We start from the raw sequence: 24,141 nt of genomic DNA on the forward strand, positions 1-24,141 counted from the left end.
AAGCGGAGTTTCTGCGGAGCTAAAACGAAGCTTCCGTTAGGAAGCGGAGTTTCTGCGGAGCTAAAACGAAGCTTCCGTTAGGAAGCGGAGTTTCTGCGGAGCTAAAACGAAGCTTCCGCTAGGAAGCGGAGTTTCTGCGGAGCTAAAACGAAGCCGCAGCACGACAATAGCGGTTACGCCAAACAGTCGCCTGCGCCCATTCCAAACTTTCAGACGGCCTCTACACCTTGCTTTCCCGTATAATCCCCGTTTTTAGCCGTTTCAGACGGCCTCTTTACCTTACCCAGCCATGAAAGCATACAACCGAGAGCTTTTAGGGTCGGCCTGGATGATTGCCGCCGCCCTGTTTTTCACCCTGATGAACCTCTGCATCAAAGCCGCCCATCAAAAATTCGGCATGGGCAGCGGCGAGCTGGTTTTCTGGCGCATGCTGTTTGCCGCCGTGGTGCTGGGCGGGCTGGCCAAATTGCAGGGAAAAACCTTTTCCACGCCGAACCTGCCGCGCCACCTCAACCGCAGCATCGTCGGCACAGTGGCCATGATGTGCAACTTCTATGCCGTGATGCACCTGTCGCTGGCCACCGGCGTAACGCTCTCCTATACCTCCTCGATTTTCCTCGCCGTCTTGTCGTTTATCGTCCTGCGCGAACGGATTTCGCTCTACATGCAGGGCGTACTGCTGCTGGGCTTTGCCGGCGTGGTCCTGCTGCTGCACCCGTCGGTGGGCGGCGGGCAGGTTTTCGCCGCATCCGTCGGCCTGTGCGGCGGCCTGCTGTCGGGCTGGGCGTATTTGCAGGTGCGCGAACTTTCCCTGGCGGGCGAACCGGCCTGGCGGGTAGTGTTCTACCTCTCGCTGGTCGGCATGATAATGGGCGCGGTGCTGGCCACGTTTACCGGTTGGCACCGCCCTTCCCTGCAATCGCTACCCTACCTGCTCGGCATCGGCGCGTCCGCCATGCTGGCGCAGCTGACCATGACCCACGCCTACGCCGTCGGCCGGAAATTCACCGTTGCCGCACTGGCTTATCTGACCGTCGTCTTTTCCACACTGTCCGGCATTGTGCTGTTTAACGAGCAAATCGGCTGGCAGGAATGGCTGGGTATCGGTATTATTATCGCCGGCGGCATTTTGAGCGGTTTGAAAAAATAAACTCCCATAACAGAAAGGCTGAATCATGATTTCCATCAGAGAACAAAGCTACGGCTTGAACGTCGCGCTCTACAACGAATTCACCATCGAAGATTTCCGCGAGTTGGAACAAGCCATACTTCAAGCCGTCGGACGCGTCCACCGCCCCGACCTGCTGTTGGATTTGAGCATGTTGAAAGACTTCACCATCGATATGGCTTGGGAGCAGTTGAAATTCGTCAACGCGCACGACAAAGACTTCGGCCGCATCGCCGTCGTAGTGGACGACATCTGGATCAAGTTTGCCGCCCACATCTCAGACCTGCTGACCCGCACCCACCCGAAATACTTCGACACCGCCGCCGAAGCGCAGGCTTGGCTGTTGGGTGAATAAGTCCCGGATAAAACCATAAAGGCCGTCTGAAAACGCTTTTTGCCGCGAAGCGTTTTTCAGACGGCCCCTCTTTGTTTGCCCCTCCCGTAAAACATTCTTATAATCCGCATCTTTAAACAACACGATAAAAAAGGAACACAACCATGACCGACTTGAGCATCTGGCAAAACGCCCCGCTGAACAACATCACCGCCCACATCGTCCCCCGCTATCACGACACCCACCGCAGCCAAATGGCCGAAATGCTGGAACTGGGCGAAAAAGTGGCCGAAGTGCACGCCGGCAGCTTTCCCGAAGATTTCGTCCCGCTGGTGCAGGCGATTCAAAACGAATTGCTGAGCCACATGATGAAAGAAGAACGCATCCTGTTCCCCATGATAGACCAAGGCGCGGGCAGCGGTGCGGCCATGCCCATCCGCATGATGATGCACGAACACGACGACCATCAGGGCGCGATTGCCCAACTGCGCAGCCTGACCAACGACTTCACCCCGCCGGAAAACGCCTGCGGCTCATGGCAGCGGCTGTACGCACTGGCCAAAGAATTCACCGACGATTTGGCCGACCACATCGAACTGGAAAACAACATCCTCTTCGCCCGCACCCTGAACGGCTGAGCCCTACCCCAAAGGCCGTCTGAAAAGACAAAACCCGCCGTCAGGCGTATAGTTTCGGGCGTTTTGCACCACCTGCAAAACGCCCGGATTTCATTTTCCGCCTTTTCAGACGGCCTCACGAATCCGGCATCGCAACAAAAAAGGAGGAGCAGCATGAAACTGAACGACAACACCCTATTCAAAACCGAATGCCTGATTGATGGCACATGGCGGCGTGCCGACAACGGCCGCACCCTGCCCGTGCGCAACCCCGCCACAGGCGGGCACTTGGCCGACGTACCCGATATGGGCGAAAGCGAAACCCGCGCCGCGGTTACCGCCGCAGCCGCCGCGCAGAAAGACTGGGCGGCACGCCCCGCCGCCGAACGCAGCCGCATCCTGCGCCGCTGGTTCAACCTGATGACGACGCACCAAGACGATCTGGCGCGCATCCTGACCGCCGAACAAGGCAAGCCGCTGGCCGAAGCGCGCGGCGAAATCGCCTACGGCGCATCCTATATCGAATGGTTTGCCGAAGAAGCCAAGCGCGTTTACGGCGACACCATCCCCGCCCCGCGTGCCGATCAGCGCATCAGCGTCATCCGCCAACCCGTCGGCGTGTGCGCCGCCATCACGCCGTGGAACTTCCCCAACGCCATGATTACCCGCAAAGCCGCGCCCGCACTGGCGGCAGGCTGCACCTTCATCGTCCGCCCCGCATCGAAAACGCCGCTGTCCGCATTGGCGGTTGCCGAACTCGCCCAGCGGGCGGGCATTCCGGCCGGCGTGTTCAACGTCATCACCGGCTCGTCCCGCGCCATCGGCGGCGTGCTGACGGGCGACGAACGGGTACGCAAGTTCAGCTTCACCGGCTCGACCGAAGTCGGCCGCGAACTGATGGCCCAATGCGCCGCCACGGTGAAAAAAATCTCGCTGGAACTGGGCGGCAACGCGCCGTTCATCGTTTTCGACGATGCCGACATCGACGCCGCCGTACAGGGCGCGCTGGCCAGCAAATTCCGCAACGCGGGGCAAACCTGCGTCTGCGCCAACCGCTTCTACGTCCAAAGCGGCGTGTATGACGAGTTTGCCGCCAAACTCACGGCGGAAGTGGCAAAACTGAAAGTCGGCAACGGCATGGACGAAGGCACGGACATCGGCCCGCTGATTGACGAAGCCGCCGTCTCGCATGTGGAACGCCTATTGGACGACACGCGCGCCAAAGGCGGCAAAATCTTATGCGGCGGTTTTTTAGACGGCCTCTTCATCAGTCCTGCCGTCATCGCCGGTGCAACGCGTGAAATGGCAGTAGCGGAAGAAGAAATCTTCGGCCCCGTCGCCCCGCTGTTTCGCTTCGAAAGCGAAGAAGAAGCCGTGCGGCTGGCCAACGACACCAAATACGGCCTGGCATCGTATCTGTACAGCCGCGACATCGGCCGCATCACCCGCGTATCCGAAGCCTTGGAATACGGCATGGTGGCGGTAAACACGGGCATGCTGTCCAACGCGGCCGCCCCCTTCGGCGGCGTGAAACAGTCGGGCATGGGGCGCGAAGGCTCGCGCTACGGCATGGATGAATACCTAGAAATGAAATACATCGTTACCGCAGGCATTTAGGCCGTCTGAAAGGCAGTTTGAAGCAAAAAGGCCGTCTGAAATATCTTTTCAGACGGCCTAAGGTTATGCTTTGTCGTGGTATATAAACGCCACCACCGATTTTCATTATTTCTTCCGGCTGTCTTGCAGATATTTCAATTTGACGTATTTATTCATTGTGTAATTGGCATAATTTTTTGCCAAGATATAGCCCATCGCGCCGTCCAAAAAACCGAGTTTTAAAAAATACATTTTAAAAAAGGCGAACCACGGACGTAACCAAATATCGGCAAAGGTATGTATCCGTTTACCTTCGTTCTGATATTTTTCCGCCGACAAAGTGGAATACCGGTTCATTTTATCCAGATATTGCTCCCAAGTCTCATAAGTATAATGAAGCATCGGAGCCTTCAGTTTTTTGTCCCGGCAGCCGTGAATGATTTTCGGATGAACGAAACCTTCCACCCTGCTGCCGTCCTTCGGCATCAGCCGGCACACCCAATCGGGACTGAGCGGGCCGTAACGGACTAATTTATGTTGGAAATGGTTGATGCGTTTCACCCAATATCCGTATTGCGTACCGTCGGCAACAGCCTGCACGATTTCCCCGCACAATTCCGGCGTGCAGCGCTCGTCGGCATCGATGAAGAAAATCCAGCCGCAGCGCGCCTGTTCGACGGCGAAGGTCTGCTGTCCGCCCCAGTCGCCGTCCATGGCGCGGCGTATGACCCTCGCGCCGCATGCTTCGGCGATTTTTTCGGTGTCGTCGGTGCTGAAGTCGTCGATGACGATGACTTCTCCGGCAAAAGTGCAGCTTTCGATGCATTCGCGGATGTTTGCCTCTTCGTTCCTGGCCAAAATCAGTACGCTGATGTCGCTCGCCATGGGTTTGCCCTCATTCGTCGTCCGTTGGAAAGGCCGTCTGAAAATACGGCGGTGCGGTGTTGCCGAACCGTGCCCCGGTGCCTTCAGACGGCCTGCATGGTTTAATGGTTGATGCGGTTGCGTTCGCGCTCTTCGCGCCCTTCTTTAATCGCACCGATCAAGAAATAAATACCGGCCGCGATGAAGGCGGCCACGGTAACGGCGGTAAAGATAAAGAGAAAATTCTGCATGATGGAATCCTGACATTTTCGGCAGGCGCGAGTGTACCCGCTTGACGCGGGCAAAACAACCGCCGCCCCCGCTAACGGATGACTTCCGCCCAGTCGCGTTCGAAATAATTGACCAGCATTTGGTTGTTCAGATAATTCGCCTCCACCGGCCGCCGTGCCATATCTGGCGGGAAGTCGAACATTTCGGCAGCGGTTTTCCCGTTCAGATAGCGGGTGGGGACGGAGAACGCGGCGGGAACGGGGAAGCGGTTTTCACGGCCGGCCAGCACAAAGCCCCATTCGCCGAACGAAGGGACGTAAACGTGATACGGCGCGGTATGCAGCCCTGCGGCCTCCAGCGTGGCCACCACCGACCAATAGGCGTTGGGCGCGAAATAGGGCGAGGTGGACTGGACGACGATTTTGCCCTGCGGCGCAAGACGGCGGGCAACCAGGCGGTACATCGGCACGGAATACAGTTTGCCGAGCGAGAAGTTGGAGGGGTCGGGCAGGTCGATGATGATGACGTCGAAACGGCCTTCGTTTTCCTCCAGCCATTTTGCCGCGTCGTCATTGACGACTTTGGTTTTCGGGTGCGACAGCGAACCTTGGTTCAGGCTGCTCAGTTTGGCCGAAGTGCGGAAGGTTTTGGTCATTTCGGGATCCAAATCCACCAGCGTCAGCTGTTTTACCTGCGGGTATTTCAATACTTCCCGCGCGGCCAGTCCGTCGCCTCCGCCCAAAATCAACACGTTTTCCGCCTTTTTCGCCATCTGCATGGCGGGCAGCACCAGGGCTTCGTGGTAACGCGCCTCGTCGCGCGAAGAAAATTGCAGGTTGCCGTTGATGTAGAGCCGCGTATCGTTTTTCCACTGCGTTACCACCAGCCGCTGGTAGGGCGAGTGGCTTTCAAACACCACCGGATCGCCGAAATAACTCTGTTCGGCGCGGAAGGTAATCCGGTTGGCGTAGGCAAAGGCCAGCAGCAGGAACATCAGCACCGTCCATCCGCGGATTTGCAGCCCCCGGTAATTTTTCAGACGGCCTTTGAAGATGCGGGCGGTCAGCAGCGCGACGGCGGCATTCAATATGCCGAACAGCAGGGCCGAACGCGCCATGCCCAGCCGCGGGGCGAGCACCAGCGGGAACAGCAGCGAAACCGCCAGCGCGCCGAGATAGTCGAAAGTCAGCACCTTGGACACCAGCTCTTTGAAGTCCGCCTCTTCGCGGTTCAACACCCGCATCACCAGCGGAATCTCCATGCCCACCACCGTGCCGACCACCAGCACCAGCGCGTACAGCAGCGTGCGGAACGGCGCGGCGGCCAGCCCGAAGGCCACAAACAAGGCCAAGGCCGATATGCCGCCGATAACGCCCACCAGCAGCTCGATTTCGATAAAGCGGCGCAGGGTGTCTTCGTCTTTGATGTATTTGGTCAGATGCGCCCCGATGCCCATGGCGAACAGATAAAGGCCGATAATCGAGGAAAACTGCAAAATACTGTCGCCGAGCAGGTAGCTGGCCAGCGCGGCCATAATCAGCTCGTAAGCCAAACCGCAGCTTGCGACGACGAAAACGGAAACAATCAGCGTGCGGTTGAGTTTCATGTCTTTCAGACGGCCTGTGGGGAAAAGCGGCGATTATATAGCGGATAACGCCGTTTTTCGACACGGCCGGCGGGCGGGGAAATTCCCGACCCTGCGGGCAAATGGGTTAAAATACGGCCCTTACGCAACCTGATTCCGAATTTATGGCCCGCCATCCCTACCACCGCCTGCGCCCCGCGCGTCCCGCCATGCCCGAAGTCGGCATTTCCGAAACCGGCAACATCCGCTCCCTCCATCTGGGCAGCGACACCATCCAAAGTTCGATGAACCTCGACAATCCGACCGAACTGGTTTTATCGTACAGCCGCGCGATGATGGCCTGGCTGTTGTTTGCCGACCCACCCACCCACATCACGCAAATCGGGCTGGGCGGCGGTTCGTTCGCCCGCTGGATAGACGCCTGCCTGCCCGACTGCCGCCAGACCGCGGTGGAAATCAACCCGAACGTCATCGCCGTGGCGCGCAGCCTGTTCGAGCTGCCGTTTGAAGGGGAAACATTCGAAATCGTCGAGGCCGACGGCGCGCAATACGTCAAAACCCTGCGCGGCGGCACCGACATCATCCTGACCGACGGTTTCGACGGCGAACAGATTATCGACGATTTGGTCAGCCCCGGATTTTTTGCCGACTGCCGGCAGGCATTGTCGGACAAAGGCATTTTCATGACCAACTGGTGGAGCGGCGACAAACGCTATCCGCGCTTTGTTGCCGATTTGAAGGAAGCGTTTGACGGAAAAGTATTGGAAGTCCCGGCGGAAAGCCACGGCAACATTGCCGTGATGGCCTTCCGGCAAACTCCGGCGGAACTGAATCTCGACTCGCTGAAAAAACGGGCGGAACAGCTGGCGCGGCAATATCCGCTCGACTTTCCCGCCCTGTTCTCCGCCCTCAAATCCGCCAATCCGCACAACGGCAAACACCTGCATTTCTGATTTACCGCCCGATGCCCGTGCGACAGGCAGACAGGCCGTCGTTTCCGTAATGCGCCAGCAACTGCTTCGTGTATTCGTGTTGAGGCCGTCTGAAAACCGTTTCGCAATCACCCTGCTCTACAATTTTCCCGTTCCGTATCACCATCACGCGGTGCGACAGGGCGTTGATGACCGCCAAATCGTGGCTGACGATGACCATGCTCAAGCCGTATTCCCGCTGCAAATCGGCCAGCAGTTTCAGGATTTGCCGCTGCCATTGCACGTCCAACGCGCTGGTGGGTTCGTCCAGCACCAGCACCGAAGGTTTGACAATCAGGGCGCGGGCAACGGCGAGCCGCTGCCTCTGGCCGCCTGAAAATTCGTGCGGATAGCGTTCGGAAGCGTCTTCGGGCAGGCCGACCTGCCGCAACACTTCGGCCACGCGCTGCCGCACGGTTTCCTTGTCCAAGCGGGGTTCGTGCACGCGCAGGCCTTCGGATACGATGTCCGACACCTTCATGCGCGGGTTGAACGCGCCGAACGGGTCTTGGAACACCATCTGTATTTCCCGCCGCATTTCGCGCCACCATTCCCGCCCGCGTATTTTCAGACGGCCTTCCGCTTCAATCAGCCGCATCAGTGCTTTGGCCAGCGTGGTTTTGCCGCTGCCGCTCTCGCCGATAATGCCCAGCGTTTCACCCGCCTTCAATTTCAGCGACAACGGCTCCAGCAGCGTTTTCCGCCTACTGGAAAACCAGCCGCTTTTTTCGCGCACGGAGACGGCAATCCCGTCGGCCTCGACGACAAACGGGCTGTCCCCGGCCACGGGGCGCACGTCGCGCTGCGGCACGGCATCGAGCAGCAGCCTGGTGTAGTCGTGGCGCGGGGCGGCAAACACTTCGGCCGCCGCACCCTGCTCCACCACGCGGCCCTGCTTCATGACGATGATGTCGTCGGCAAAGCGGCGCACGAGGTTCAAATCGTGCGTGATGTACAGCAGGGTCATGTTGCGGGTTTGCTGCAGACGAGAAAGCAGGTCGAGTATCTGCGCCTGCACGGCGACATCCAGCGCGGTGGTCGGTTCGTCGGCAATCAGGAGTTCCGGCTCGGCCGCCACAGCCATCGCTATCATCGCCCTCTGCCTCTGGCCGCCTGAAAGCCGGAACGGATACGCCGCCGCCTTTGCTTCCGGTTCGCCGATGCCGGTTTCCGCCAACAGCCCGACCGCCCTCGCCCAAGCCTGTTTTTTGTCCAAACCCAGGTGCAGGGTCAGCACTTCGGCAATCTGCGCGCCGACAGTCATCACCGGATTGAGCGCGGTCATCGGCTCTTGGAACACCATGCCGATTTTGCTGCCGCGCAACTGCCGCAAACGGCGCGGCGCGGCCTGCAAAACGTCTTCTCCATTGAAATTCAGACGGCCTTTCAAGGCAAGGTCGGGATTGAGCCGCATGATGCTTTGCGCGAAAACGGTTTTACCGCTGCCGCTTTCGCCGACAACGGCGGTTTTGCGCCCGCGACGGATTTTGCAGCCGATGCCGGACAACACTTCCCGGCTGCCGAACGCGGCAGTCAGGTTTTCAACCTCCAGGATATACGGTTCCATCAGCCCCTCCTTGCCCACACGTCGAAAGCATGGCGCAGCCCCTCGCCTATCATCACCAGCAGTAACAACATAACCGTCAGTGTGCCGAAAGCCGACAAGCCTATCCACCAGGCATTCAGGTTGTCCTTACCCTGTGCCAGCAGTTCGCCCAAGCTGGCCTGCGAGGCGGGAACCCCCAGGCCGAGAAAGTCGAGGCTGGTCAAAGCCAGCACCGCGCCGGAAATACGGAAAGGCAGGAACGCCAATACAGGCGTGAGGCTGTTGGGCAGGATGTGCCGCCACATAATCGCACCGCCGCCCACGCCCATCGCGCGTGCCGCCAGCACATAATCGGCCTGCCTGTTTTTCAAAAACTCGGCGCGCACATAATCCGACAGCCCCATCCAGCCGAACAGCGACAGCAAGGCCAGCAAGACCAACAGGCCGGGATTGAAAAACGACGACAGGATAATCAGCAGGTACAGCTCCGGCATCCCGCCCCAGATTTCGATAAACCGCTGCATCACAAGGTCGGTCTTACCGCCGAAATAACCCTGCACCGCGCCGACCGCCACACCGATAACCGTCGTAACCGCCGTCAAAACCAGCGCGAACAGCAGCGAATCGCGGAAACCGTACACCAAACGCGCCAACACATCCCGCCCCCTGTCGTCCGTGCCGAGCAGATGCCTTTCCGACGGCGCGGCGGGGTCGGGCACGGTATCGAAATCGTTCAGCGTATCGGCGGCATAAGGATTGGGCGGATAAACCGCGCGATTGCCGTCCGAAGAAAGGTTGCGCCTGATTAAGGGGTCGAGGTAATCGGCGGGCGTGTCGAAATCGCCGCCGAAATCGCGGTCGTGGTAAGTGTGCAGCAGCGGGAAATAGCTTTCGCCGCGATACGACAGCCACAAAGGTTTATCGTTGCTCCACAAAGGCGCAAGCAGCGATGCCGAAAACAAAAAAGCCAGCAGCAGCAGGCTGAAATAGCCGCGCCTGTGCCGTTTGAACGCCCGCCACGCGCCGCGTTCCGAGATAGGTTCCATAGACATTCCAAAGGCCGTCTGAAAAACTGCCGCCGCAAAACGGCGGCACGGTTTGAACGGATAATTTTTTCCGGGCGGCAAAGATAACAGTTTTCAGACGGCCTTTCCATGCCCGCACACTTGCCAAAGCGTTCCGCAGCGTTTAGAATGTTACGATATAACAAAGAAGGAGTATTTCCATGAAACCGAATATCCATCCCGAAAACTACCGCACCGTATTGTTTTTCGACAGCGGTGCCAACGAAGGCTGGCTCATCCGTTCCTGCGCCGACACCCACGGCAAGACCATGGTTTGGCACGACGGCAACGAATATCCCGTATTCATGCTCGACACCTCGTCGGCGTCCCATCCGGTTTACACCGGCAAACGCCGCGAATTCAGCAGCGAAGGCCGCGCCAGCAAATTCCAGCAACGTTTCCAAGGCATGATGAACTCTTTAAGGAAGGACAAATAATGCAAGTTTTATCCTCACTCAAAACCGCGAAAACCCGCCACCGCGACTGCCAAATCGTCCGCCGCAAAGGCCGCGTTTACGTTATCTGCAAAAGCAACCCGCGCTTCAAGGCACGCCAACGCTGAACAAGCCGCCAATCTATACAAAGGCCGTCTGAAACCGTTTTTCAGACGGCCTTTGCATCTTTCCACCGCTTTCGCGCTACAATCGCCGCCGTCCGACACGCATGGAAAACCACATGACCGCCCGAGAACTGCAAGCCTTCCTCCACGCCAACATTCCCGCAACGGCCGCACTGTCGCTGTCCGTCGTCGATATCACGCCCGACAGCCTTATCCTCTCCGCCCCGCACGCGCCGAACCGCAACCATAAAAACACCGTTTTCGGCGGCAGCATCGCCCTTGCCGCCACGGTCGGCGGCTGGGCGATGGTACACAGCCGGTTTCCCGAAGCCGCAGGCAACATCGTCATCCAACAGGGCGAAACCCGCTACCTGCATCCGGCAAACGGCGACCTGACCGTCATCACCCGCGCCGCCGCAGAAGAAGACTGGCGCAAGATGAAGGAAATGTTCGAACAGCGGGGCAAAGGCAAAATCGTGCTGGAAACGGAAATATTTTCCGATGGCGTGAAAGCCGCAGTATTCGGCGGAAAATTTGTCGCCTTGAAAGGCTGAACGGCTGCCCGCCAAATACGGGAGGCCGCCGAATCATGGGCCGATGTGGGGAGGTGTTAGTTTTGTCATAGTGGGGAATTAGAAAAAAAAGGGTGAAATTTTAATAAAAACAGAAAAATAGAAGAAAAGCCGGCAAAATTTAAAAATGCAAAAAATCGCGCAAAACTTGTCAAAGCTCTGGCAGTTTCGCGCGATTTTTGTCATAGGCCTATCAGAAAACAAACAAAACCATCACGACGCGATACCGCAGTCCCAGAGGTACTTACCATAAATTTCGAAGTCGTAGTCTTGGCTTTGAGATAGATCGAGGATTTCAGTCGGATAGCTGTCTTTATTGGAGCTGTCACTTATGATTCTGTATGTATAGCGGTTTATCCTATGTAGGCGTTTAATGCGGATGTCGTCATATTGGCGGAATAGATATATTCCCTCACCTAAATAATCGGCGGTCATCTGCCAAAGCACTGTCCCTCTATCTATAAGGGTTGGCTCCATGCTGTCGCCTTTTATACGGGAACAGAAGCATTTATCCGGCGATACGCCGAGTACATCAAAAAACGAGGCGCGAAACCACATAGCTTCGGTAATTAACTGTTTATCGAAGCGTTCACCGTGTCCTGCCCTGCCAAAGAGGTTAGTGTAGTAGCGAACAGGCACGATTGAACTAACATCTTGACCTTCTGACCAAATGTCGTATTCATTGACCATATCCTGCATAACCAATGGAATAGCCGGCTCGTTTACACCTGATTTTCGTTTCTGAATAGTTGTTTGATGTATCAGGTAAGCAGCAGGGGACTCATTTATTTTTTGATTTTCAACTTTATTTTCTAAATGGGATTTTTCAAGTAATGGAATCAATCCCTTTGCCTGTAACTCTTTAATAACATCATTTGGTAGGCTATAAACAGTTTTTTGACCATTTCTACCCCCTTTTCCTTGAACTATTCTACTTTTCCATCCTTCTTTTTCGGCTCTTATTTTCACACCGCTTTTTGATGATGGGAGGTCAATATGTATCTGTTTAGCCGTTGCTTGACTTACTAAATCACATATTTCTTGTGCGCTATATTCCATAAAAAATACCTCTCCATAAAGTGGACTACTTTAATTCCCAAGTAGTCCACTTTTTTATCTCAAAGTGGTACACTTTATTTTAATTAAAATCATATTGTTATGTATTTTTGTAGACAACTTAGCGTAAATTAAGTTGCGCACTTCGGTGTACTACTATACTATGTTTATAACTTCAAACGGGGACTTGTAAAGAAGTATAACTGATTTGGACTTGATCTTTAACAATTTGGAAAAAAGCCGAAAAAAGACGGGTATCTGGACAACGATCAGTTGTACAAACTGGTGGCGGCTTTGCAGATTGCCGCCAACCGTAAAAAGAAGAAGACGGAGGAATAAATGGCTTACGAGCGTTTGAGCGAATGCGGCGAACCGGCATAAATTGTTGCAGTATGTGTTATCATTGCCAAAAGAACAGCGGGATAAAGTCCGCTTATTGGTAAAAATATCGGAGTAAGTCATGCCGTCTGAACTGTATGTCAGCCGCGAAGTAAAAGTATTTTTAGGCGGGAAAACCGCCCCGTCCGAATTGTTGGACTATCTGTACCCGCGTCTTGCTGAAATCGACAAGGAAGCAGCCGACCAAATGCAGGGCGAGTTTTCGGGCTGCGTATTTTCGATTGCGGATTTGTCCGCTGCTGATTTCAATCGTGTAAGCAGTTGGATACTTGAGGCAGCCGAAAAATCCGAATGGATCAAGCCCTATAAAGCCGACTTGAAGGCCGCGCTGGAAGCCGACCCGCGATTTATGGCCAAAGCCGCCTGATACAGCCCGCCACAGAAGCCGTCCATACGTGTAAGCAGTCCTTACAGGTTCGGACGGTTTTTTAATCTTCGGTGAAACCATGGTTCACCCATTTTTGATAAAGCGCACGAAAAACGCGCCAGACGGCATTTGAACGCTTTAGGTAGGGTTTGGTATTACCCTGCCGCCCGTATGCCCTAAAAAACGCGCTTTACAGCCTCTTTACAGCTATCGGGCAATATGGCCCTTGTCAGGTTATGCGGCCGTGCATCTCCGTTATTTCATTCATCCTGCAAAACCGCGTTTACAGGCCGTTTCAGGCGCAAGGGGATACATACCCCCGCCCGTGCCGATAAATTCAATCTGACGCGATTTTAAAGCGGGTTTAAAGCAGGTTTTTCCTCGATACGACAAGCTGCCCGCTATAAAACATCTCTACCCGCCGCAAGGCGGTTTTTTTATGCCCGCCGCCCGCCCGTCGGCACTTGATGCAGTAAGACTGCCCGTAACGCGCTGTTTTGCCTGTAACAATGGCGGCATGAATACGAAAACACCCCTTGAAATCAAACTTTCCGCCGCCCTGCCGGTCGCTTTGGCCGGCCGCGCGGACGAAGTGCGCACCTTCAAAGGCACCGCCAACAGCGGCAAGCCATTCGGCTACGGCGGCACGCAGACCGTCGTCGACTTCGAAGGGCTGCGGCACAAAGCGTCCGTCCCCGTCCTATTGTCCGATAAGGACTACCGCGACATCGACCACCTGCTGGAGGACTGGCTCAACGGCCTGATCGTACCATGACGAGACTCAAACAGCACGACACCCCGTTGGCGGTTTACCCGCTGATACTCGAACGCCTGAAAACCGTCCCCGGCGTGAAAGCCGTGAAGGAAGTCGGCGAGTTGGCCGAACTGCTTTCCACCGCCTCCGCCCGCCGCAAGGCCGCCCCCTTGGACGGCGCGGTGTATGTGGCCTACGGCGGCAGCAGGCCGGAAGGCAGCGCGGGCAATGGGCGCAAGATGACCGAACGGCTGTACTTTACCTTCATCTTGGCCAAAAGCTACGCCGGCGCGCGTACCGGCCTGTATGAAGTCGGCGCGGTACTGGCCGCCATCCAGCACAGCTTCGGCGGCTGGGATGCGGGCGCGGAATACACCGCGGGCCCGTTCGTCCGCACCGCCCCGCCCGCCATCGAATACAACGACGGCTACGCCTTTTACCCCATCTCATTCACCACCACCGTCATCATCCAACCCTAGGAGGAAACCATGACACGACAAGCAGACGACGGCCTGATTTTTGCCGGCGACGTGTACATCCGCAACCGCCGTACCGAAGGCGGCTTCTACGACATCGGCAACACCACCGCCCTGTTGTTAAAGACCGACAGCGAGAAGAAACAGCGCATCAGCCGCCGCAAGGCAAGCTGGGGGCAGCCCTTGGACAGCATCAGCCTGAAAAAGCCGACCGAGTTGAAGCTCAAACTCGACACATTCGACAAAACCAACCTCGCCATGGCCTTGCACGGCAAGGAGTCGGTGATCGAAGCGCAAATCCGCACCGTTACCGACGAAGAAATCACCGTCGGCGTCAAAGGCAACCGCTACCCGCTCTCCATCGACAACCTCGACCCTGCAACCGTCAGCGTCAAAAACGCCGCCGGTCAGGCCGTGAAGGCGGAACACCTGTCCGTCAACGCGGTTTTAGGCCTGATTGCCGTCCTGCCGGAATGCGACAAAGTCAATGCGGGCGAGAAAATCAAGGTAACGGCCAAAACCCTGAAGAAGGGCGGCTTCAAAATCGATGCCGACGCCGTGCCGGACTACGACCTCGAAATCATGCTCGACGGCGAAAACCGCGTGACGGGCGAGGCGGTCAAACTCCACATCCCCTCCGCCGTCGTTTCCGCCGACAGCGAACTGGACTGGTTTAAAGACGACTTCAACGAGGTTTCCTTCACCGGCAACCCCGTACTGGTGGCGGGCTACGAATCGTCCTACAGCGTGAAGGTGTTTGACAAATAGCAACCGCAGTCAGGCCGTCTGAAAACCATGATTTGGCTTTTCAGACGGCCTTTTTACATATTTTAAACAGGATTTGACAGATGACGAAAATCCAAACAGGCATAGAAATCAAGGCGGACGTATCGGGCGCGGAAAACGTCGGCAGGCTGGCGGACGAAACCGAAAAGGCCGCACAGGCGGCGCAAAAGATGAAGCGGCTGGCCGAGGCCAAGGCGGTTTTGGGCATTAAAACCGACCAAGCGCGCTCGGAACTGGCCAAGGTCAAACAAGCCTATGCCGAACTGAAGGCAAGCGGCACGCTGACCAAACGGGAATTGAAACAGGCGACCGCCGCCTATACGGCCAGAGTGCGCGAACTGAAGGCCGAATTGAAAGGCGTACCGTCCAAACTCAACCCCATTGCCGCCTCCGTGCGCGGCATGGGCGGGGAGATGCTGCGGATGGCGGGTGTGGGCGGCGGCCTGTATGCCGTTAAAGAGGGTTTGCGGCAGGTCGTGCAGGCGACGGCGGAAGGCGACGAAGCCGCAGACAGTACAGATAGTACGGCAAGGCGAGGCAACGCCGTACTGGTTTAAATTTAATCCACTATAACCGCCGCTTCCGCACGGAGTATGGCTTCAGTTGCAAAAAGGCCGTCTGAAAACTTTTGCTTCGGGAAAGCTTCAGTTTTCAGACGGCCTTTTCTCAATGCTCCGATTATTTTTTTCTCACTGCCGCAGGCTTGGATACCTTTTTATCTTTCACGGCAGGCCGACCCGATTCCGGCAACGGCACGCCCAAGCGGCGTATGGTGTTTTGCAGGACGCGGATGTTGCCGCCCGCTTTCAGGCCTTTTTCAAACGTTTCGACCGCCTGCTCTTTTTTGCCCAAATGCCACAAAACTTCGCCCAAATGCGCGGACACTTCGGCATCGCCTTGCATCTTAAAGGCATATTGCAGATACGGCAAAGCCGTTTCCGCATCGCCTTTCAGGAAATAAGCCCAACCGAGGCTGTCGTTGATGGCGGGCTCTTCGGGCTCCTGCTCGTAGGCGGCGCGTATCAGTTCCAATGCCTCGTCCACTTTCGGATTCGGCATGGTCAGCATGGTGTAGCCGAGGGCGTTTTGACCGTTCGGATTATCGGGGTTCAATTCCAGGTAACGGCGCAGGTCGGCAATCGCCTTTTCCGGCCGGTTCAATTTATCGACGTACACCAGCGCGCGCTGATAAAGGACAGCACTCAAGTTCTCGGCATTATTGGGCCGGCGGGCGATTTGGTCGTGAAGGAGGTTCAATTCCTGCAAAGCCTGTTGCGAATTATCATATCGGCCGATTACCAGCAGTTGGATTTGCAGCAGGTGGTTTTCGTCGAAGAAACGTCCTTGGCGCGAAGTCATGGCGCGGGCGCGTTTGATTTCAGCCGCCGCCTGCCGCCATTTGCCCTCTTCCAGATTCAGCGAAGCCATCAAAACGGTTTTGTCGAAACGGAAGTCCGGCGCTTGGATTTTGTTCGCCCATTCACGCGCTTCGGCAAATTTTTTGTTGTCGCCGTTGCGGAGGGTGGCGATAACGGCCGCTCTGCTCTGCTGTTCCTGCGTGCCATGCCGGTAGGCTTTGGTCAGATAGTCCATTGTTTCTTCAAGCGGTGCCTTGCGGCTGCTGGATAATAAGGCCGCCTGAATGTAAAGGTCGGCATTAGGCTGTTTTTCCAGCAATTTTTGTAAAAACCGCTGGGCTTCGTCTTTTTTATCGGCATAAATCAATGCTTCAATCTGCAATTCCTGCCATACGGGCGACAGTTTGGACGTATCCGTTTCGGCAAAGAAGCGGTTGATGATTTCCGGCCGCCGCTGGCCGATTAAGCGCAGGGTCAGATGGGTGGGCGGCAGGATTTCGCTGTCCAGCTGAGCCAGTTTCTGCAATGCTTGAACCGAATCGGCAGCCTTGTCGTTCAGCGCGCTTAAAATCGCATCGGCAATCACGGCTTCCGGCAATTCGGGATAGCTTTTGGCACGTTTGTGCACCGTGTCGTCCATCAGTTGGGCGACGGCGGGGTTCTGCGCGGCAATCTGCGCCACCAGCAGGAAAATTCGGCTGCGCTGTTCTTCATTCGCACCTTCCAGCGCGGCATCGAAGCCGTTGCGTGCATCGCCGTATTCCCCGCGCACCATATCGCGCATCCAACTGATGCGTTTCAAGGCAGGGCCGGGTGTCGGCTCGAGTTTTACCCATCGTTGGTACACCGCCTCCGCATACTCGTATGCACCCAGATTAACCGCCATATCCATGGCGCGTTCGGCTACTTCGGAATCGCGCGTGCGGTCGAGCATGGCCATGTAGGTGGCCAATGCCAGCCCGGGGTCGCCTTTATGCAATGCCAGCTCCGCACCCAGCAGGGAAAAGGTATCGTTGGCGCGGTTTATGATGTTTTTCCGACGCTGATGCTCGTCTGCCTGCTGATCGCGGCTGAAGTTGCGGCCTGCTTCGATTTTTTCGCTTTTAACCTGTTCCTTGGACGGGGCATCGTTTTTATCCTCGGCATACAGCGCTGAGGCGCACAGCAGCATCAAGGCGCATACGATGGTTTTTAAGCGGGATTTGCGGGCAAACATATTCTTTCCTCCAGATAAAGCGTACCCTGTTTTCAGACGGCCTGAAACAAAGGGGGCTTACTTTATCACAGAGCCATCCGCCGCGCTTGGCTTTGTCTGCTTTTCCTATCAGGAAACGGTGCTTTTCCCCCTTTCCGTTTGCCGATATGTAAATTCTTGTTACAATGCCTTTTCTTTCAATCAAACCTTTGCAAACGGAGGAATCATGCAAAAAATCCTGCTTGCCGCCGCCCTGTCCGCCGCAGCTGCCGCCGCATCGGCCGCACAATACGAAATCGACCCGTTCCATTCCAACGCCCGCTTCGAAATCGACCATTTCGGCACCAGCACCAACGTCGGCGGCATTTACAAAGTTACCGGCAATGTCCATTTCGACCCCGCGAAGAAAACCGGTTCCGTCGAAGCCGTACTGCCATTGGCCAACCTGCAATCGAGCAGCGACGAATTTACCAAACACCTGAAATCGGCCGATATTTTCAACGCCGAGAAATATCCCGAAATCCGTTTTGCCTCCACCAAATTCATCTTTGACGGCAAAAAAGTAAGCGCGGTTCAAGGCAACCTGACCCTACTCGGACAAACCCATCCGGTTGTCCTCAAAGCCAGCAAATTCAACTGCTACCAAAACCCGATGAAGAAAGTGGAAGTCTGCGGCGGCGATTTTGCCGCCACCATCGACCGCACCCAATGGGGAGCGGATTACCTGGTTTCCGCAGGCATGGCGAAAAACGTGAAGTTGAACATCCAAATCGAGGCGGCGAAAAAATAAGGCCGTCTGAAAAACAGGCACACGGTTTGAGGCCGTCTGAAAATCCGTTTTCAGACGGCCTTTCTCTTTAATGGCCGTGCTGTAAGGAGCAAAAGACGAAGGTGGGAAAAGTGCTACAATGACGGGTTTCCTAATTTTTCAGACGGCCTCAAAAAACCATGTGCAACCACCATCATCAAAACGACAGCAAAACTCCCCACTCAGAAGCCCGCGACAACGACACCATCCGCATCCGCGGCGCGCGCACGCATAATTTGAAAAACGTCGATTTGGACATTCCGCGCCACAAGCTGGTGGTGGTCACGGGGCTGTCGGGCAGCGGCAAGTCGTCGCTGGCGTTTGACACGCTGTATGCCGAAGGGCAGCGGCGTTATGTCGAGAGCCTGTCCGCCTATGCGCGGCAGTTTTTGCAGATGATGGACAAACCCGATGTCGATTTAATTGAAGGCCTGTCGCCCGCGATTTCCATCGAGCAGAAATCCACCAGCCACAACCCGCGTTCCACCGTCGGCACGGTTACGGAAATTCATGATTACCTGCGTCTTTTGTACGCCCGCGTCGGCACGCCGTATTGCCCCGAACACAAGCTGCCGCTGTCGAGCCAGACCGTATCGCAGATGGTCGATGCCGTGTTGAAGCTGCCGGAAGACACGCGCGTGATGATTCTGGCGCCGGCGGTGCGCGAGCGTAAGGGCGAATTTGTCGATTTCTTTGCCGACTTGCAGGCGCAGGGTTTTGCGCGCGTGCGCGTGGACGGCGAGGTCTATCAGTTGGACGAAGTGCCGAAGCTGGAAAAAAACATCAAGCACAATATCGACGTGGTCATCGACCGTGTAAAAGTGAAGGCGGACATCAAGCAGCGGCTGGCAGAAAGTTTTGAAACCGCGCTGCGCCACGGCAACGAGCGCGCGCTGGCAATGAAAATGGAAAGCGGCGAAGAACATTGGTTCTCCGCGCGTTTCGCCTGCCCCGTGTGTTCGTACAGCCTGCCCGAATTAGAGCCGCGCCTTTTTTCGTTCAACAATCCGATGGGTTCCTGCCCGACTTGCGACGGCTTGGGCAACACCAATTTCTTCGACCCCGAAAAAGTGGTCGCCCATCCTGAATTATCGTTGGCAACGGGCGCAATTGACGGCTGGGACAAGCGCAACCAGTTCTATTTCCAAATGATTCAGTCGCTGGCGCGGCATTACGGTTTCGATGTGCAGGCTGCTTGGGAAACGCTACCTGAAAAAGTGAAAAAAGTCGTACTGCACGGTTCGGGCAAAGAAGTTATTGATTTCACTTACCTGTCCGAACGCGGCACCACCTTCAACCGCAGCCACGCCTTCGAAGGCATCATCCCCAATCTCGAACGCCGCTACCGCGAAACCGACAGCGAAACCGTGCGCGAAAAACTGCGCGAATACCAAAACCACCGCGCCTGCCCGAGCTGCGGCGGCGCACGTTTGCGCAAAGAAGCCCGCTACGTTTACGTCAGCGGCGAACCGTTGCACGAAGTCTCCGCCTGGCCGCTGACCAAAACCCACCAATTCTTTGAAACGCTGGATTTGGACGGCAACAAAAAACAAATCGCCGAAAAAATCCTCAAAGAAATCACCGAGCGGCTCGGCTTCCTGATTAACGTCGGGCTGGATTACCTGAATTTAAGCCGCTCCGCCGAAACCCTCTCTGGCGGTGAAGCCCAGCGTATCCGCCTTGCCAGCCAAATCGGCAGCGGCCTGACCGGCGTGATGTACGTTTTGGACGAACCCTCCATCGGCCTGCACCAGCGCGACAACGACCGCCTGCTCGCCACCCTCAAACGCCTGCGCGATTTGGGTAACAGCGTGATTGTGGTCGAACACGACGAAGACGCCATCCGCGAAGCCGATTTCGTCGTCGATATGGGCCCGGGCGCAGGCGAACACGGCGGCAACGTACTGATTGCCGACACGCCCGAAAACGTCGCCAAATGCGAAAAATCCGTTACCGGACAATACCTCAGCGGTAAAAAATCCATTGCCGTGCCGTCTGAACGCACGCCCGTCAATCCCGACCGAATGCTCGTCCTCAAAGGCGCGCGCGGCAACAACCTCAAAAACGTTACCCTCGAACTGCCGCTCGGTTTGATTACCTGCATCACCGGCGTATCCGGCAGCGGCAAATCCACTCTAATTAACGACACCCTCGCCAAAATCACCGCCCGCGAACTCAACCGCGCCCAAGAAGAACCCGCCCCATACGACGACATCCACGGTCTCGAACACCTCGACAAAGTCATCAACGTCGACCAGTCCCCCATCGGCCGCACCCCGCGCTCCAACCCCGCCACCTACACCGGCCTGTTCACCCCTATCCGCGAACTCTTCGCCGGCGTGCCCCTCTCGCGCGAACGCGGCTACAACGTCGGCAGATTCTCCTTCAACGTCAAAGGCGGCCGCTGCGAAGCCTGCCAAGGCGACGGCGTGATTAAAGTCGAAATGCACTTCCTGCCCGACGTGTACGTCCCCTGCGAAGTCTGCCACGGCAAACGCTACAACCGCGAAACCCTCGAAATCCAATACAAAGGCAAAAACATCAGCCAAGTCCTCGACATGACCGTCGAAGAAGCCCGCGAATTCTTCGACGCCGTCCCCACCGTATCGCGCAAACTGCAAACCCTGATGGATGTCGGCCTAGGCTACATCCGCCTCGGCCAGTCCGCCACCACCCTCTCCGGCGGCGAAGCCCAACGCGTCAAACTCGCCTTGGAACTCTCCAAACGCGACACCGGCAGAACGCTCTACATCCTCGACGAACCCACCACCGGCCTGCACTTCGCCGACATCGCCCTGTTACTGGAAGTCATAGGCCGTCTGAAAGGCAAAGGCAACTCGATTGTGATTATCGAGCATAATCTGGACGTGATTAAAACCGCGGATTGGATTGTAGACTTAGGGCCGGAAGGAGGAGATGGAGGTGGTATGATTATTGCTTGCGGTAGTCCTGAGCAGGTGGCGAAGGTTAAGGGAAGTTATACGGGGAAATATTTGAAGGTGGTTTTGTAATCTGCTGCAACAAGTAATTATTTCTAGGAGAATTATAAAATGTCAAAACTAAATATGAAAAAATACACAGTATATTTTTTTACATTACAAGCAAAAAATTCAGTACAAGATAAAATAATCAGCACATTTGATTTTTTTCAGGAAGAATTTATCCAAAAAAATATTGAATTATCTAAGCCAATTGAATTAGGAGAAAATCGTTTTCAGTTAAGAAATATTTGTAGTTTATCCGATAACGAAATTGGAGGATCTTTAACACGGTTAAGAGAAGATGTCCCACCTGTTGGTTCAGCAGAACAAAACACTGAACGAGATATTGAATTAAAAGCGAACGAAGGATTTTTAGAAAAAAGTCATTTTATTATTAGTAAAGAAATTAGTGGGCGAGAACTTATCTCATTTCAATATGCAATAGAAGCTGGGACAGTTAACACTCTTGGTAAATTATTACAAAAACTAATCACTCATGCGGATGAAGTAGAAATTTTAGAAATTATTCGCCAAGATGCTATGCATAGGGTAATGAATGGGGAAGTTCGTTATTTGGAATACACTATTGCAAAGCCACGTACAGAAGACTATATTGCAGAAGATGATTTTACAAAATCAGCATTGGAACTGATGAATGATAGCAATGCAACTAAATTTGATGGGAAAATATCAATACATGCTCGAAAAAAGGGGTTATCTAAATGGATAAAGGAAGAGATAAGCACATTGATTAAACAATCAGAAACAACTAAAAGATTAAAAGTAAAGCTAAATGAGATAGAGATGCCTATTGATATTTTAAAAGATCAGATAAAAACTAAAATCTCTGTTGAAATAAAAAAGAAAAAAACGCGTCGTCCAGAAACAAGTCAAATGTTACAATCAATTTCTACAGGAAAAAAGAAAATGTATGATCAGATTAAAGAAGCAATAGAGATATAATAATGAAAAATAAAACAATTCTACTTGCTATTTTCATCATATCAATAGGATTATGGACATTTCTCTCTAGAAGTAATGTTATTATGAAGCTAGATAATAAATCAATTTCTGATTTATATGGTTCGATACATAATTTATCTGTATCTTTATTTAGCTTATTGCTAGCTGTTCTTGCATTGTTTGCTTCATTAGTGAATCATGACTTCCTTACTAAAATGCAAAAAACTGGACAATTTTATACTTTAATTAAATCAATATTCTGGAATACTTTTAGTTTCTTTGGTTTGATATGTCTAACATTCATTAACCCATTTCTTGAGATGCAGGAAAGTATTTTTATTCTAAAAATTAGTTTAATTATTCTTTCCATCTCTCTGTTTTTATTATTTGATATTGGAAAGAAATTTTGGTTTGTTTTTTACGGATTAAGTAAAAAATCAAAGAAATAATTTAGCAAGCCGTAGCCTGCATACCTAAACAACCGCGTGTGCGGTACGCACGCACGCGGTTGCTTGATTGACCGTTTGCCGTTTTCAAATTTACTTTCGTTGAAGCTACCACTTTTCAGACGGCCTCAAATACAAATACGGTCTATTCATCAGTTCCCAAACCGTCCGCCCACCTAAAACAAACCAATGTGCAGGCTGCTTTTCAACTCCGTTGAAGTTTCGTTTTCAGCAAGCTGCCATTCAAATATCCTATCGATAAAGGCTACCTGAAAAATATCCGCCTCAACAAAGCCGAATATTTTCAGGTAGCCTTTTCTTAACTTCACGGCAGCCGCAGTTTCAAAAATCAGAGACCGCCGTTATCCGCCAAACAACGCCGCCTTGCCTTCCGCGCCGGAAACATCCAGCACTTCAATTCCTTTCCCGTCCAGCACCGCCTGTGTCAGCATGGCCACGCCGCCGGAGGGGCCGATTTCCAAAATCCGCCGCACGCCCAGCGCGACTATGCTGCGGCATTCGGCCACCCAGTCCACGGGATTGACCAACACATTTTGCGCGATGCCGCGCACCTGTTCCGCATCCAAACCGCAGGCGGCCGCCCATTCGGCTGTTTGCGCCACGGCGGGCAGCATGGCGGGGTGGTGGAAGCCGACTTCCACGTCCAGCCGCCACAGCAGGTTTTCGGGCGTTTGGCCGTTGGCGTCTTTCACCGTGTCCGACAACACGCCGCACACGCGCGCCACCGATTCGGACTTGCCGCTGACGACAAAACCGTCTGCGCTGTTCTGCAAGCCGATACACGGGCGGTCGGCCGAACCTGCGGGGAACAGTTCGTCAATCACGGCGGCAATCTGCCCGCGGCTCACACCCTGCACCATCACCATCGGATGCAGGCCGTCGTGCAAATACATGCCCGTTGCGCGCCCTTGCAGCGTGGCCGCCGCGCCAATCAATTCGGCCAAGGCCAGCAGTTCGGCGGCGTGCTGCGGCTCGCGCATCAGATAACGTCCGAGTATGCCCTGAGAATGCCCGATCACGCCTGCTGCCTTGCCGCTGTCCAAGCCGCGCGCCTCCAGCGTGTGCAGATTGGCGATTTGCGAAAGGAAAATGCCGGGCACGCTCACGGCGGCACGCACCAAATCGATGCCGTCCGCGCCGTTTTCCACCCATTTTATCGGCTCGAAACCCTGCGGTCGGGCTGCCGCAATCTGCCCCACCACAGGCTTCAAGATTCGGGCGGCAGCGGCGGCCACTTCGTTTGCCCTGTCCCGCGCCCCTTCGGCCAAAGCCTCGCGCAGGCTGCTTATCCAATCAAAGCCCTGTCCAGAGAAGCAAAGGGCGAACGGTTCATCATAAAAATGTTCCGGCAGGCGGTTTTGTTGCAGTTGGCTCATGGTTTCACTCCCTCCGTAATCGGTGTTGAACGGTTTGCAAAACTTAAT

General features: G+C 54.8%; 25 protein-coding genes. 17 read left to right on the forward strand and 8 right to left on the reverse strand.

The annotated features are described in order from the left end of the window. The first annotated feature begins 289 nt into the window (after nucleotides 1-289). From ACTHSL_RS02900 to ACTHSL_RS02915, 4 genes are all read left to right on the forward strand, one after another. Nucleotides 290-1,150: a DMT family transporter gene (locus tag ACTHSL_RS02900; protein WP_440380269.1), complete on the forward strand. Its 861-nt coding sequence runs from the start codon at nucleotides 290-292 to the stop codon at nucleotides 1,148-1,150. Nucleotides 1,151-1,175: 25 nt separating this feature from the next. Continuing rightward, nucleotides 1,176-1,523: an STAS/SEC14 domain-containing protein gene (locus ACTHSL_RS02905; RefSeq protein WP_440380270.1), complete on the forward strand. Its 348-nt coding sequence runs from the start codon at nucleotides 1,176-1,178 to the stop codon at nucleotides 1,521-1,523. Between the two features lie 143 nt (nucleotides 1,524-1,666). After that, nucleotides 1,667-2,140: a hemerythrin domain-containing protein gene (locus ACTHSL_RS02910; protein WP_003774441.1), complete on the forward strand. Its 474-nt coding sequence runs from the start codon at nucleotides 1,667-1,669 to the stop codon at nucleotides 2,138-2,140. Nucleotides 2,141-2,293: 153 nt separating this feature from the next. Next, a complete protein-coding gene (locus tag ACTHSL_RS02915) occupies nucleotides 2,294-3,736 on the forward strand; it encodes an NAD-dependent succinate-semialdehyde dehydrogenase (protein WP_440380271.1) in 1,443 nt (480 codons plus the stop codon). A gap of 105 nt (nucleotides 3,737-3,841) precedes the next feature. Here the strand turns inward: ACTHSL_RS02915 and ACTHSL_RS02920 are convergent, their stop codons facing one another. The 3 genes from ACTHSL_RS02920 to ACTHSL_RS02930 form a co-directional block, all read right to left on the reverse strand. Next, on the reverse strand, nucleotides 3,842-4,600 hold the full coding sequence (locus tag ACTHSL_RS02920; protein ID WP_440380272.1) for a glycosyltransferase family 2 protein: 759 nt from the start codon (nucleotides 4,598-4,600) through the stop codon (nucleotides 3,842-3,844). Between the two features lie 101 nt (nucleotides 4,601-4,701). Further along, on the reverse strand, nucleotides 4,702-4,830 hold the full coding sequence (locus ACTHSL_RS02925; RefSeq protein ID WP_256205697.1) for a hypothetical protein: 129 nt from the start codon (nucleotides 4,828-4,830) through the stop codon (nucleotides 4,702-4,704). Between the two features lie 71 nt (nucleotides 4,831-4,901). Continuing rightward, a complete protein-coding gene (locus ACTHSL_RS02930) occupies nucleotides 4,902-6,416 on the reverse strand; it encodes a polyamine aminopropyltransferase (protein ID WP_440380273.1) in 1,515 nt (504 codons plus the stop codon). A 143-nt stretch (nucleotides 6,417-6,559) separates the two neighbouring features. Here ACTHSL_RS02930 and ACTHSL_RS02935 point away from each other — a divergent pair, with 143 nt between their 5' ends. Beyond that, the gene (locus ACTHSL_RS02935; protein WP_440380274.1) at nucleotides 6,560-7,348 is read left to right on the forward strand and encodes a polyamine aminopropyltransferase; all 789 of its coding nucleotides are present in this window, start codon (nucleotides 6,560-6,562) and stop codon (nucleotides 7,346-7,348) included. A 1-nt stretch (nucleotide 7,349) separates the two neighbouring features. On the opposite strand, the gene ACTHSL_RS02940 is transcribed toward ACTHSL_RS02935, so the two are convergent. Together ACTHSL_RS02940 and ACTHSL_RS02945 are read right to left on the reverse strand one after the other, a co-directional pair. Continuing rightward, the gene (locus tag ACTHSL_RS02940; RefSeq protein WP_440380275.1) at nucleotides 7,350-8,933 is read right to left on the reverse strand and encodes an ABC transporter ATP-binding protein; all 1,584 of its coding nucleotides are present in this window, start codon (nucleotides 8,931-8,933) and stop codon (nucleotides 7,350-7,352) included. After that, nucleotides 8,933-9,958: an ABC transporter permease gene (locus ACTHSL_RS02945; RefSeq protein ID WP_440380276.1), complete on the reverse strand. Its 1,026-nt coding sequence runs from the start codon at nucleotides 9,956-9,958 to the stop codon at nucleotides 8,933-8,935. The genes ACTHSL_RS02940 and ACTHSL_RS02945 overlap by 1 nt, the downstream gene beginning before the upstream one ends. Before the next feature lie 179 nt (nucleotides 9,959-10,137). On the opposite strand from ACTHSL_RS02945, the gene ACTHSL_RS02950 reads away from it, so the two are divergent. The 3 genes from ACTHSL_RS02950 (at nucleotide 10,138) to ACTHSL_RS02960 (ending at nucleotide 11,089) form a co-directional block, all read left to right on the forward strand. Continuing rightward, nucleotides 10,138-10,413: a type B 50S ribosomal protein L31 gene (locus ACTHSL_RS02950; RefSeq protein WP_003774416.1), complete on the forward strand. Its 276-nt coding sequence runs from the start codon at nucleotides 10,138-10,140 to the stop codon at nucleotides 10,411-10,413. Further along, nucleotides 10,413-10,538: a type B 50S ribosomal protein L36 gene (ykgO, locus tag ACTHSL_RS02955; protein ID WP_040666351.1), complete on the forward strand. Its 126-nt coding sequence runs from the start codon at nucleotides 10,413-10,415 to the stop codon at nucleotides 10,536-10,538. The genes ACTHSL_RS02950 and ykgO overlap by 1 nt, the downstream gene beginning before the upstream one ends. Before the next feature lie 113 nt (nucleotides 10,539-10,651). After that, nucleotides 10,652-11,089, forward strand: a complete 438-nt coding sequence (locus tag ACTHSL_RS02960; RefSeq protein ID WP_440380277.1) for a YiiD C-terminal domain-containing protein — start codon at nucleotides 10,652-10,654, stop codon at nucleotides 11,087-11,089. A 231-nt stretch (nucleotides 11,090-11,320) separates the two neighbouring features. Here ACTHSL_RS02960 and ACTHSL_RS02965 read toward each other — a convergent pair whose 3' ends face one another. Then, entirely contained in the window at nucleotides 11,321-12,166 is an 846-nt protein-coding gene (locus ACTHSL_RS02965; protein WP_440380278.1) for a S24 family peptidase, read from the reverse strand. A gap of 457 nt (nucleotides 12,167-12,623) precedes the next feature. Between ACTHSL_RS02965 and ACTHSL_RS02970 the strand changes: the two genes are divergently transcribed. The 5 genes from ACTHSL_RS02970 (at nucleotide 12,624) to ACTHSL_RS02990 (ending at nucleotide 15,502) form a co-directional block, all read left to right on the forward strand. Further along, complete coding sequence (locus ACTHSL_RS02970) at nucleotides 12,624-12,929, forward strand: glycine cleavage system H protein (protein WP_440380279.1); 306 nt, start codon at nucleotides 12,624-12,626, stop codon at nucleotides 12,927-12,929. A 517-nt stretch (nucleotides 12,930-13,446) separates the two neighbouring features. Further along, on the forward strand, nucleotides 13,447-13,704 hold the full coding sequence (locus ACTHSL_RS02975; protein WP_440380280.1) for a hypothetical protein: 258 nt from the start codon (nucleotides 13,447-13,449) through the stop codon (nucleotides 13,702-13,704). After that, complete coding sequence (locus tag ACTHSL_RS02980) at nucleotides 13,701-14,162, forward strand: phage tail terminator protein (protein ID WP_440380281.1); 462 nt, start codon at nucleotides 13,701-13,703, stop codon at nucleotides 14,160-14,162. The genes ACTHSL_RS02975 and ACTHSL_RS02980 overlap by 4 nt, the downstream gene beginning before the upstream one ends. Nucleotides 14,163-14,171: 9 nt before the next feature. After that, nucleotides 14,172-14,927 (forward strand): hypothetical protein, encoded by a 756-nt coding sequence (locus ACTHSL_RS02985; RefSeq protein ID WP_440380282.1) that lies wholly within the window; start codon nucleotides 14,172-14,174, stop codon nucleotides 14,925-14,927. Nucleotides 14,928-15,007: 80 nt separating this feature from the next. Continuing rightward, the gene (locus ACTHSL_RS02990) at nucleotides 15,008-15,502 is read left to right on the forward strand and encodes a hypothetical protein (protein WP_440380283.1); all 495 of its coding nucleotides are present in this window, start codon (nucleotides 15,008-15,010) and stop codon (nucleotides 15,500-15,502) included. A gap of 121 nt (nucleotides 15,503-15,623) precedes the next feature. Here the strand turns inward: ACTHSL_RS02990 and ACTHSL_RS02995 are convergent, their stop codons facing one another. Next, nucleotides 15,624-17,519: a tetratricopeptide repeat protein gene (locus ACTHSL_RS02995; RefSeq protein WP_440380284.1), complete on the reverse strand. Its 1,896-nt coding sequence runs from the start codon at nucleotides 17,517-17,519 to the stop codon at nucleotides 15,624-15,626. A 205-nt stretch (nucleotides 17,520-17,724) separates the two neighbouring features. Between ACTHSL_RS02995 and ACTHSL_RS03000 the strand changes: the two genes are divergently transcribed. From ACTHSL_RS03000 to ACTHSL_RS03015, 4 genes are all read left to right on the forward strand, one after another. After that, complete coding sequence (locus ACTHSL_RS03000) at nucleotides 17,725-18,288, forward strand: YceI family protein (RefSeq protein ID WP_440380285.1); 564 nt, start codon at nucleotides 17,725-17,727, stop codon at nucleotides 18,286-18,288. A 158-nt stretch (nucleotides 18,289-18,446) separates the two neighbouring features. Next, nucleotides 18,447-21,317 carry an excinuclease ABC subunit UvrA gene (gene uvrA / locus ACTHSL_RS03005; RefSeq protein WP_440380286.1) on the forward strand — a complete coding sequence of 957 codons (2,871 nt, stop codon included), beginning with the start codon at nucleotides 18,447-18,449 and terminating at the stop codon, nucleotides 21,315-21,317. 39 nt (nucleotides 21,318-21,356) lie between these two features. Beyond that, nucleotides 21,357-22,250 carry a hypothetical protein gene (locus tag ACTHSL_RS03010; protein WP_440380287.1) on the forward strand — a complete coding sequence of 298 codons (894 nt, stop codon included), beginning with the start codon at nucleotides 21,357-21,359 and terminating at the stop codon, nucleotides 22,248-22,250. Between the two features lie 2 nt (nucleotides 22,251-22,252). After that, a complete protein-coding gene (locus ACTHSL_RS03015; RefSeq protein ID WP_440380288.1) occupies nucleotides 22,253-22,699 on the forward strand; it encodes a hypothetical protein in 447 nt (148 codons plus the stop codon). 359 nt (nucleotides 22,700-23,058) lie between these two features. Here the strand turns inward: ACTHSL_RS03015 and ACTHSL_RS03020 are convergent, their stop codons facing one another. Then, nucleotides 23,059-24,093, reverse strand: a complete 1,035-nt coding sequence (locus ACTHSL_RS03020) for an ACP S-malonyltransferase (RefSeq protein ID WP_440380289.1) — start codon at nucleotides 24,091-24,093, stop codon at nucleotides 23,059-23,061. Nucleotides 24,094-24,141 lie beyond the last annotated feature (48 nt).

The organism is Neisseria sp. P0008.S010 (genome assembly GCF_051962715.1).
In the GTDB taxonomy this organism is placed as follows: domain Bacteria; phylum Pseudomonadota; class Gammaproteobacteria; order Burkholderiales; family Neisseriaceae; genus Neisseria; species Neisseria elongata.

Bases quoted from the DNA above. Each gene is read 5' to 3' on its own strand.
- ACTHSL_RS02900 (WP_440380269.1), top strand. From the start codon at position 290: ATGAAAGCATACAACCGAGAGCTTTTAGGGTCGGCCTGGATGATTGCC.
- ACTHSL_RS02905 (WP_440380270.1), top strand. From the start codon at position 1,176: ATGATTTCCATCAGAGAACAAAGCTACGGCTTGAACGTCGCGCTCTAC.
- ACTHSL_RS02910 (WP_003774441.1), top strand. From the start codon at position 1,667: ATGACCGACTTGAGCATCTGGCAAAACGCCCCGCTGAACAACATCACC.
- ACTHSL_RS02915 (WP_440380271.1), top strand. From the start codon at position 2,294: ATGAAACTGAACGACAACACCCTATTCAAAACCGAATGCCTGATTGAT.
- ACTHSL_RS02920 (WP_440380272.1), bottom strand. From the start codon at position 4,600: ATGGCGAGCGACATCAGCGTACTGATTTTGGCCAGGAACGAAGAGGCA.
- ACTHSL_RS02925 (WP_256205697.1), bottom strand. From the start codon at position 4,830: ATGCAGAATTTTCTCTTTATCTTTACCGCCGTTACCGTGGCCGCCTTC.
- ACTHSL_RS02930 (WP_440380273.1), bottom strand. From the start codon at position 6,416: ATGAAACTCAACCGCACGCTGATTGTTTCCGTTTTCGTCGTCGCAAGC.
- ACTHSL_RS02935 (WP_440380274.1), top strand. From the start codon at position 6,560: ATGGCCCGCCATCCCTACCACCGCCTGCGCCCCGCGCGTCCCGCCATG.
- ACTHSL_RS02940 (WP_440380275.1), bottom strand. From the start codon at position 8,933: ATGGAACCGTATATCCTGGAGGTTGAAAACCTGACTGCCGCGTTCGGC.
- ACTHSL_RS02945 (WP_440380276.1), bottom strand. From the start codon at position 9,958: ATGGAACCTATCTCGGAACGCGGCGCGTGGCGGGCGTTCAAACGGCAC.
- ACTHSL_RS02950 (WP_003774416.1), top strand. From the start codon at position 10,138: ATGAAACCGAATATCCATCCCGAAAACTACCGCACCGTATTGTTTTTC.
- ykgO (WP_040666351.1), top strand. From the start codon at position 10,413: ATGCAAGTTTTATCCTCACTCAAAACCGCGAAAACCCGCCACCGCGAC.
- ACTHSL_RS02960 (WP_440380277.1), top strand. From the start codon at position 10,652: ATGACCGCCCGAGAACTGCAAGCCTTCCTCCACGCCAACATTCCCGCA.
- ACTHSL_RS02965 (WP_440380278.1), bottom strand. From the start codon at position 12,166: ATGGAATATAGCGCACAAGAAATATGTGATTTAGTAAGTCAAGCAACG.
- ACTHSL_RS02970 (WP_440380279.1), top strand. From the start codon at position 12,624: ATGCCGTCTGAACTGTATGTCAGCCGCGAAGTAAAAGTATTTTTAGGC.
- ACTHSL_RS02975 (WP_440380280.1), top strand. From the start codon at position 13,447: ATGAATACGAAAACACCCCTTGAAATCAAACTTTCCGCCGCCCTGCCG.
- ACTHSL_RS02980 (WP_440380281.1), top strand. From the start codon at position 13,701: ATGACGAGACTCAAACAGCACGACACCCCGTTGGCGGTTTACCCGCTG.
- ACTHSL_RS02985 (WP_440380282.1), top strand. From the start codon at position 14,172: ATGACACGACAAGCAGACGACGGCCTGATTTTTGCCGGCGACGTGTAC.
- ACTHSL_RS02990 (WP_440380283.1), top strand. From the start codon at position 15,008: ATGACGAAAATCCAAACAGGCATAGAAATCAAGGCGGACGTATCGGGC.
- ACTHSL_RS02995 (WP_440380284.1), bottom strand. From the start codon at position 17,519: ATGTTTGCCCGCAAATCCCGCTTAAAAACCATCGTATGCGCCTTGATG.
- ACTHSL_RS03000 (WP_440380285.1), top strand. From the start codon at position 17,725: ATGCAAAAAATCCTGCTTGCCGCCGCCCTGTCCGCCGCAGCTGCCGCC.
- uvrA (WP_440380286.1), top strand. From the start codon at position 18,447: ATGTGCAACCACCATCATCAAAACGACAGCAAAACTCCCCACTCAGAA.
- ACTHSL_RS03010 (WP_440380287.1), top strand. From the start codon at position 21,357: ATGTCAAAACTAAATATGAAAAAATACACAGTATATTTTTTTACATTA.
- ACTHSL_RS03015 (WP_440380288.1), top strand. From the start codon at position 22,253: ATGAAAAATAAAACAATTCTACTTGCTATTTTCATCATATCAATAGGA.
- ACTHSL_RS03020 (WP_440380289.1), bottom strand. From the start codon at position 24,093: ATGAGCCAACTGCAACAAAACCGCCTGCCGGAACATTTTTATGATGAA.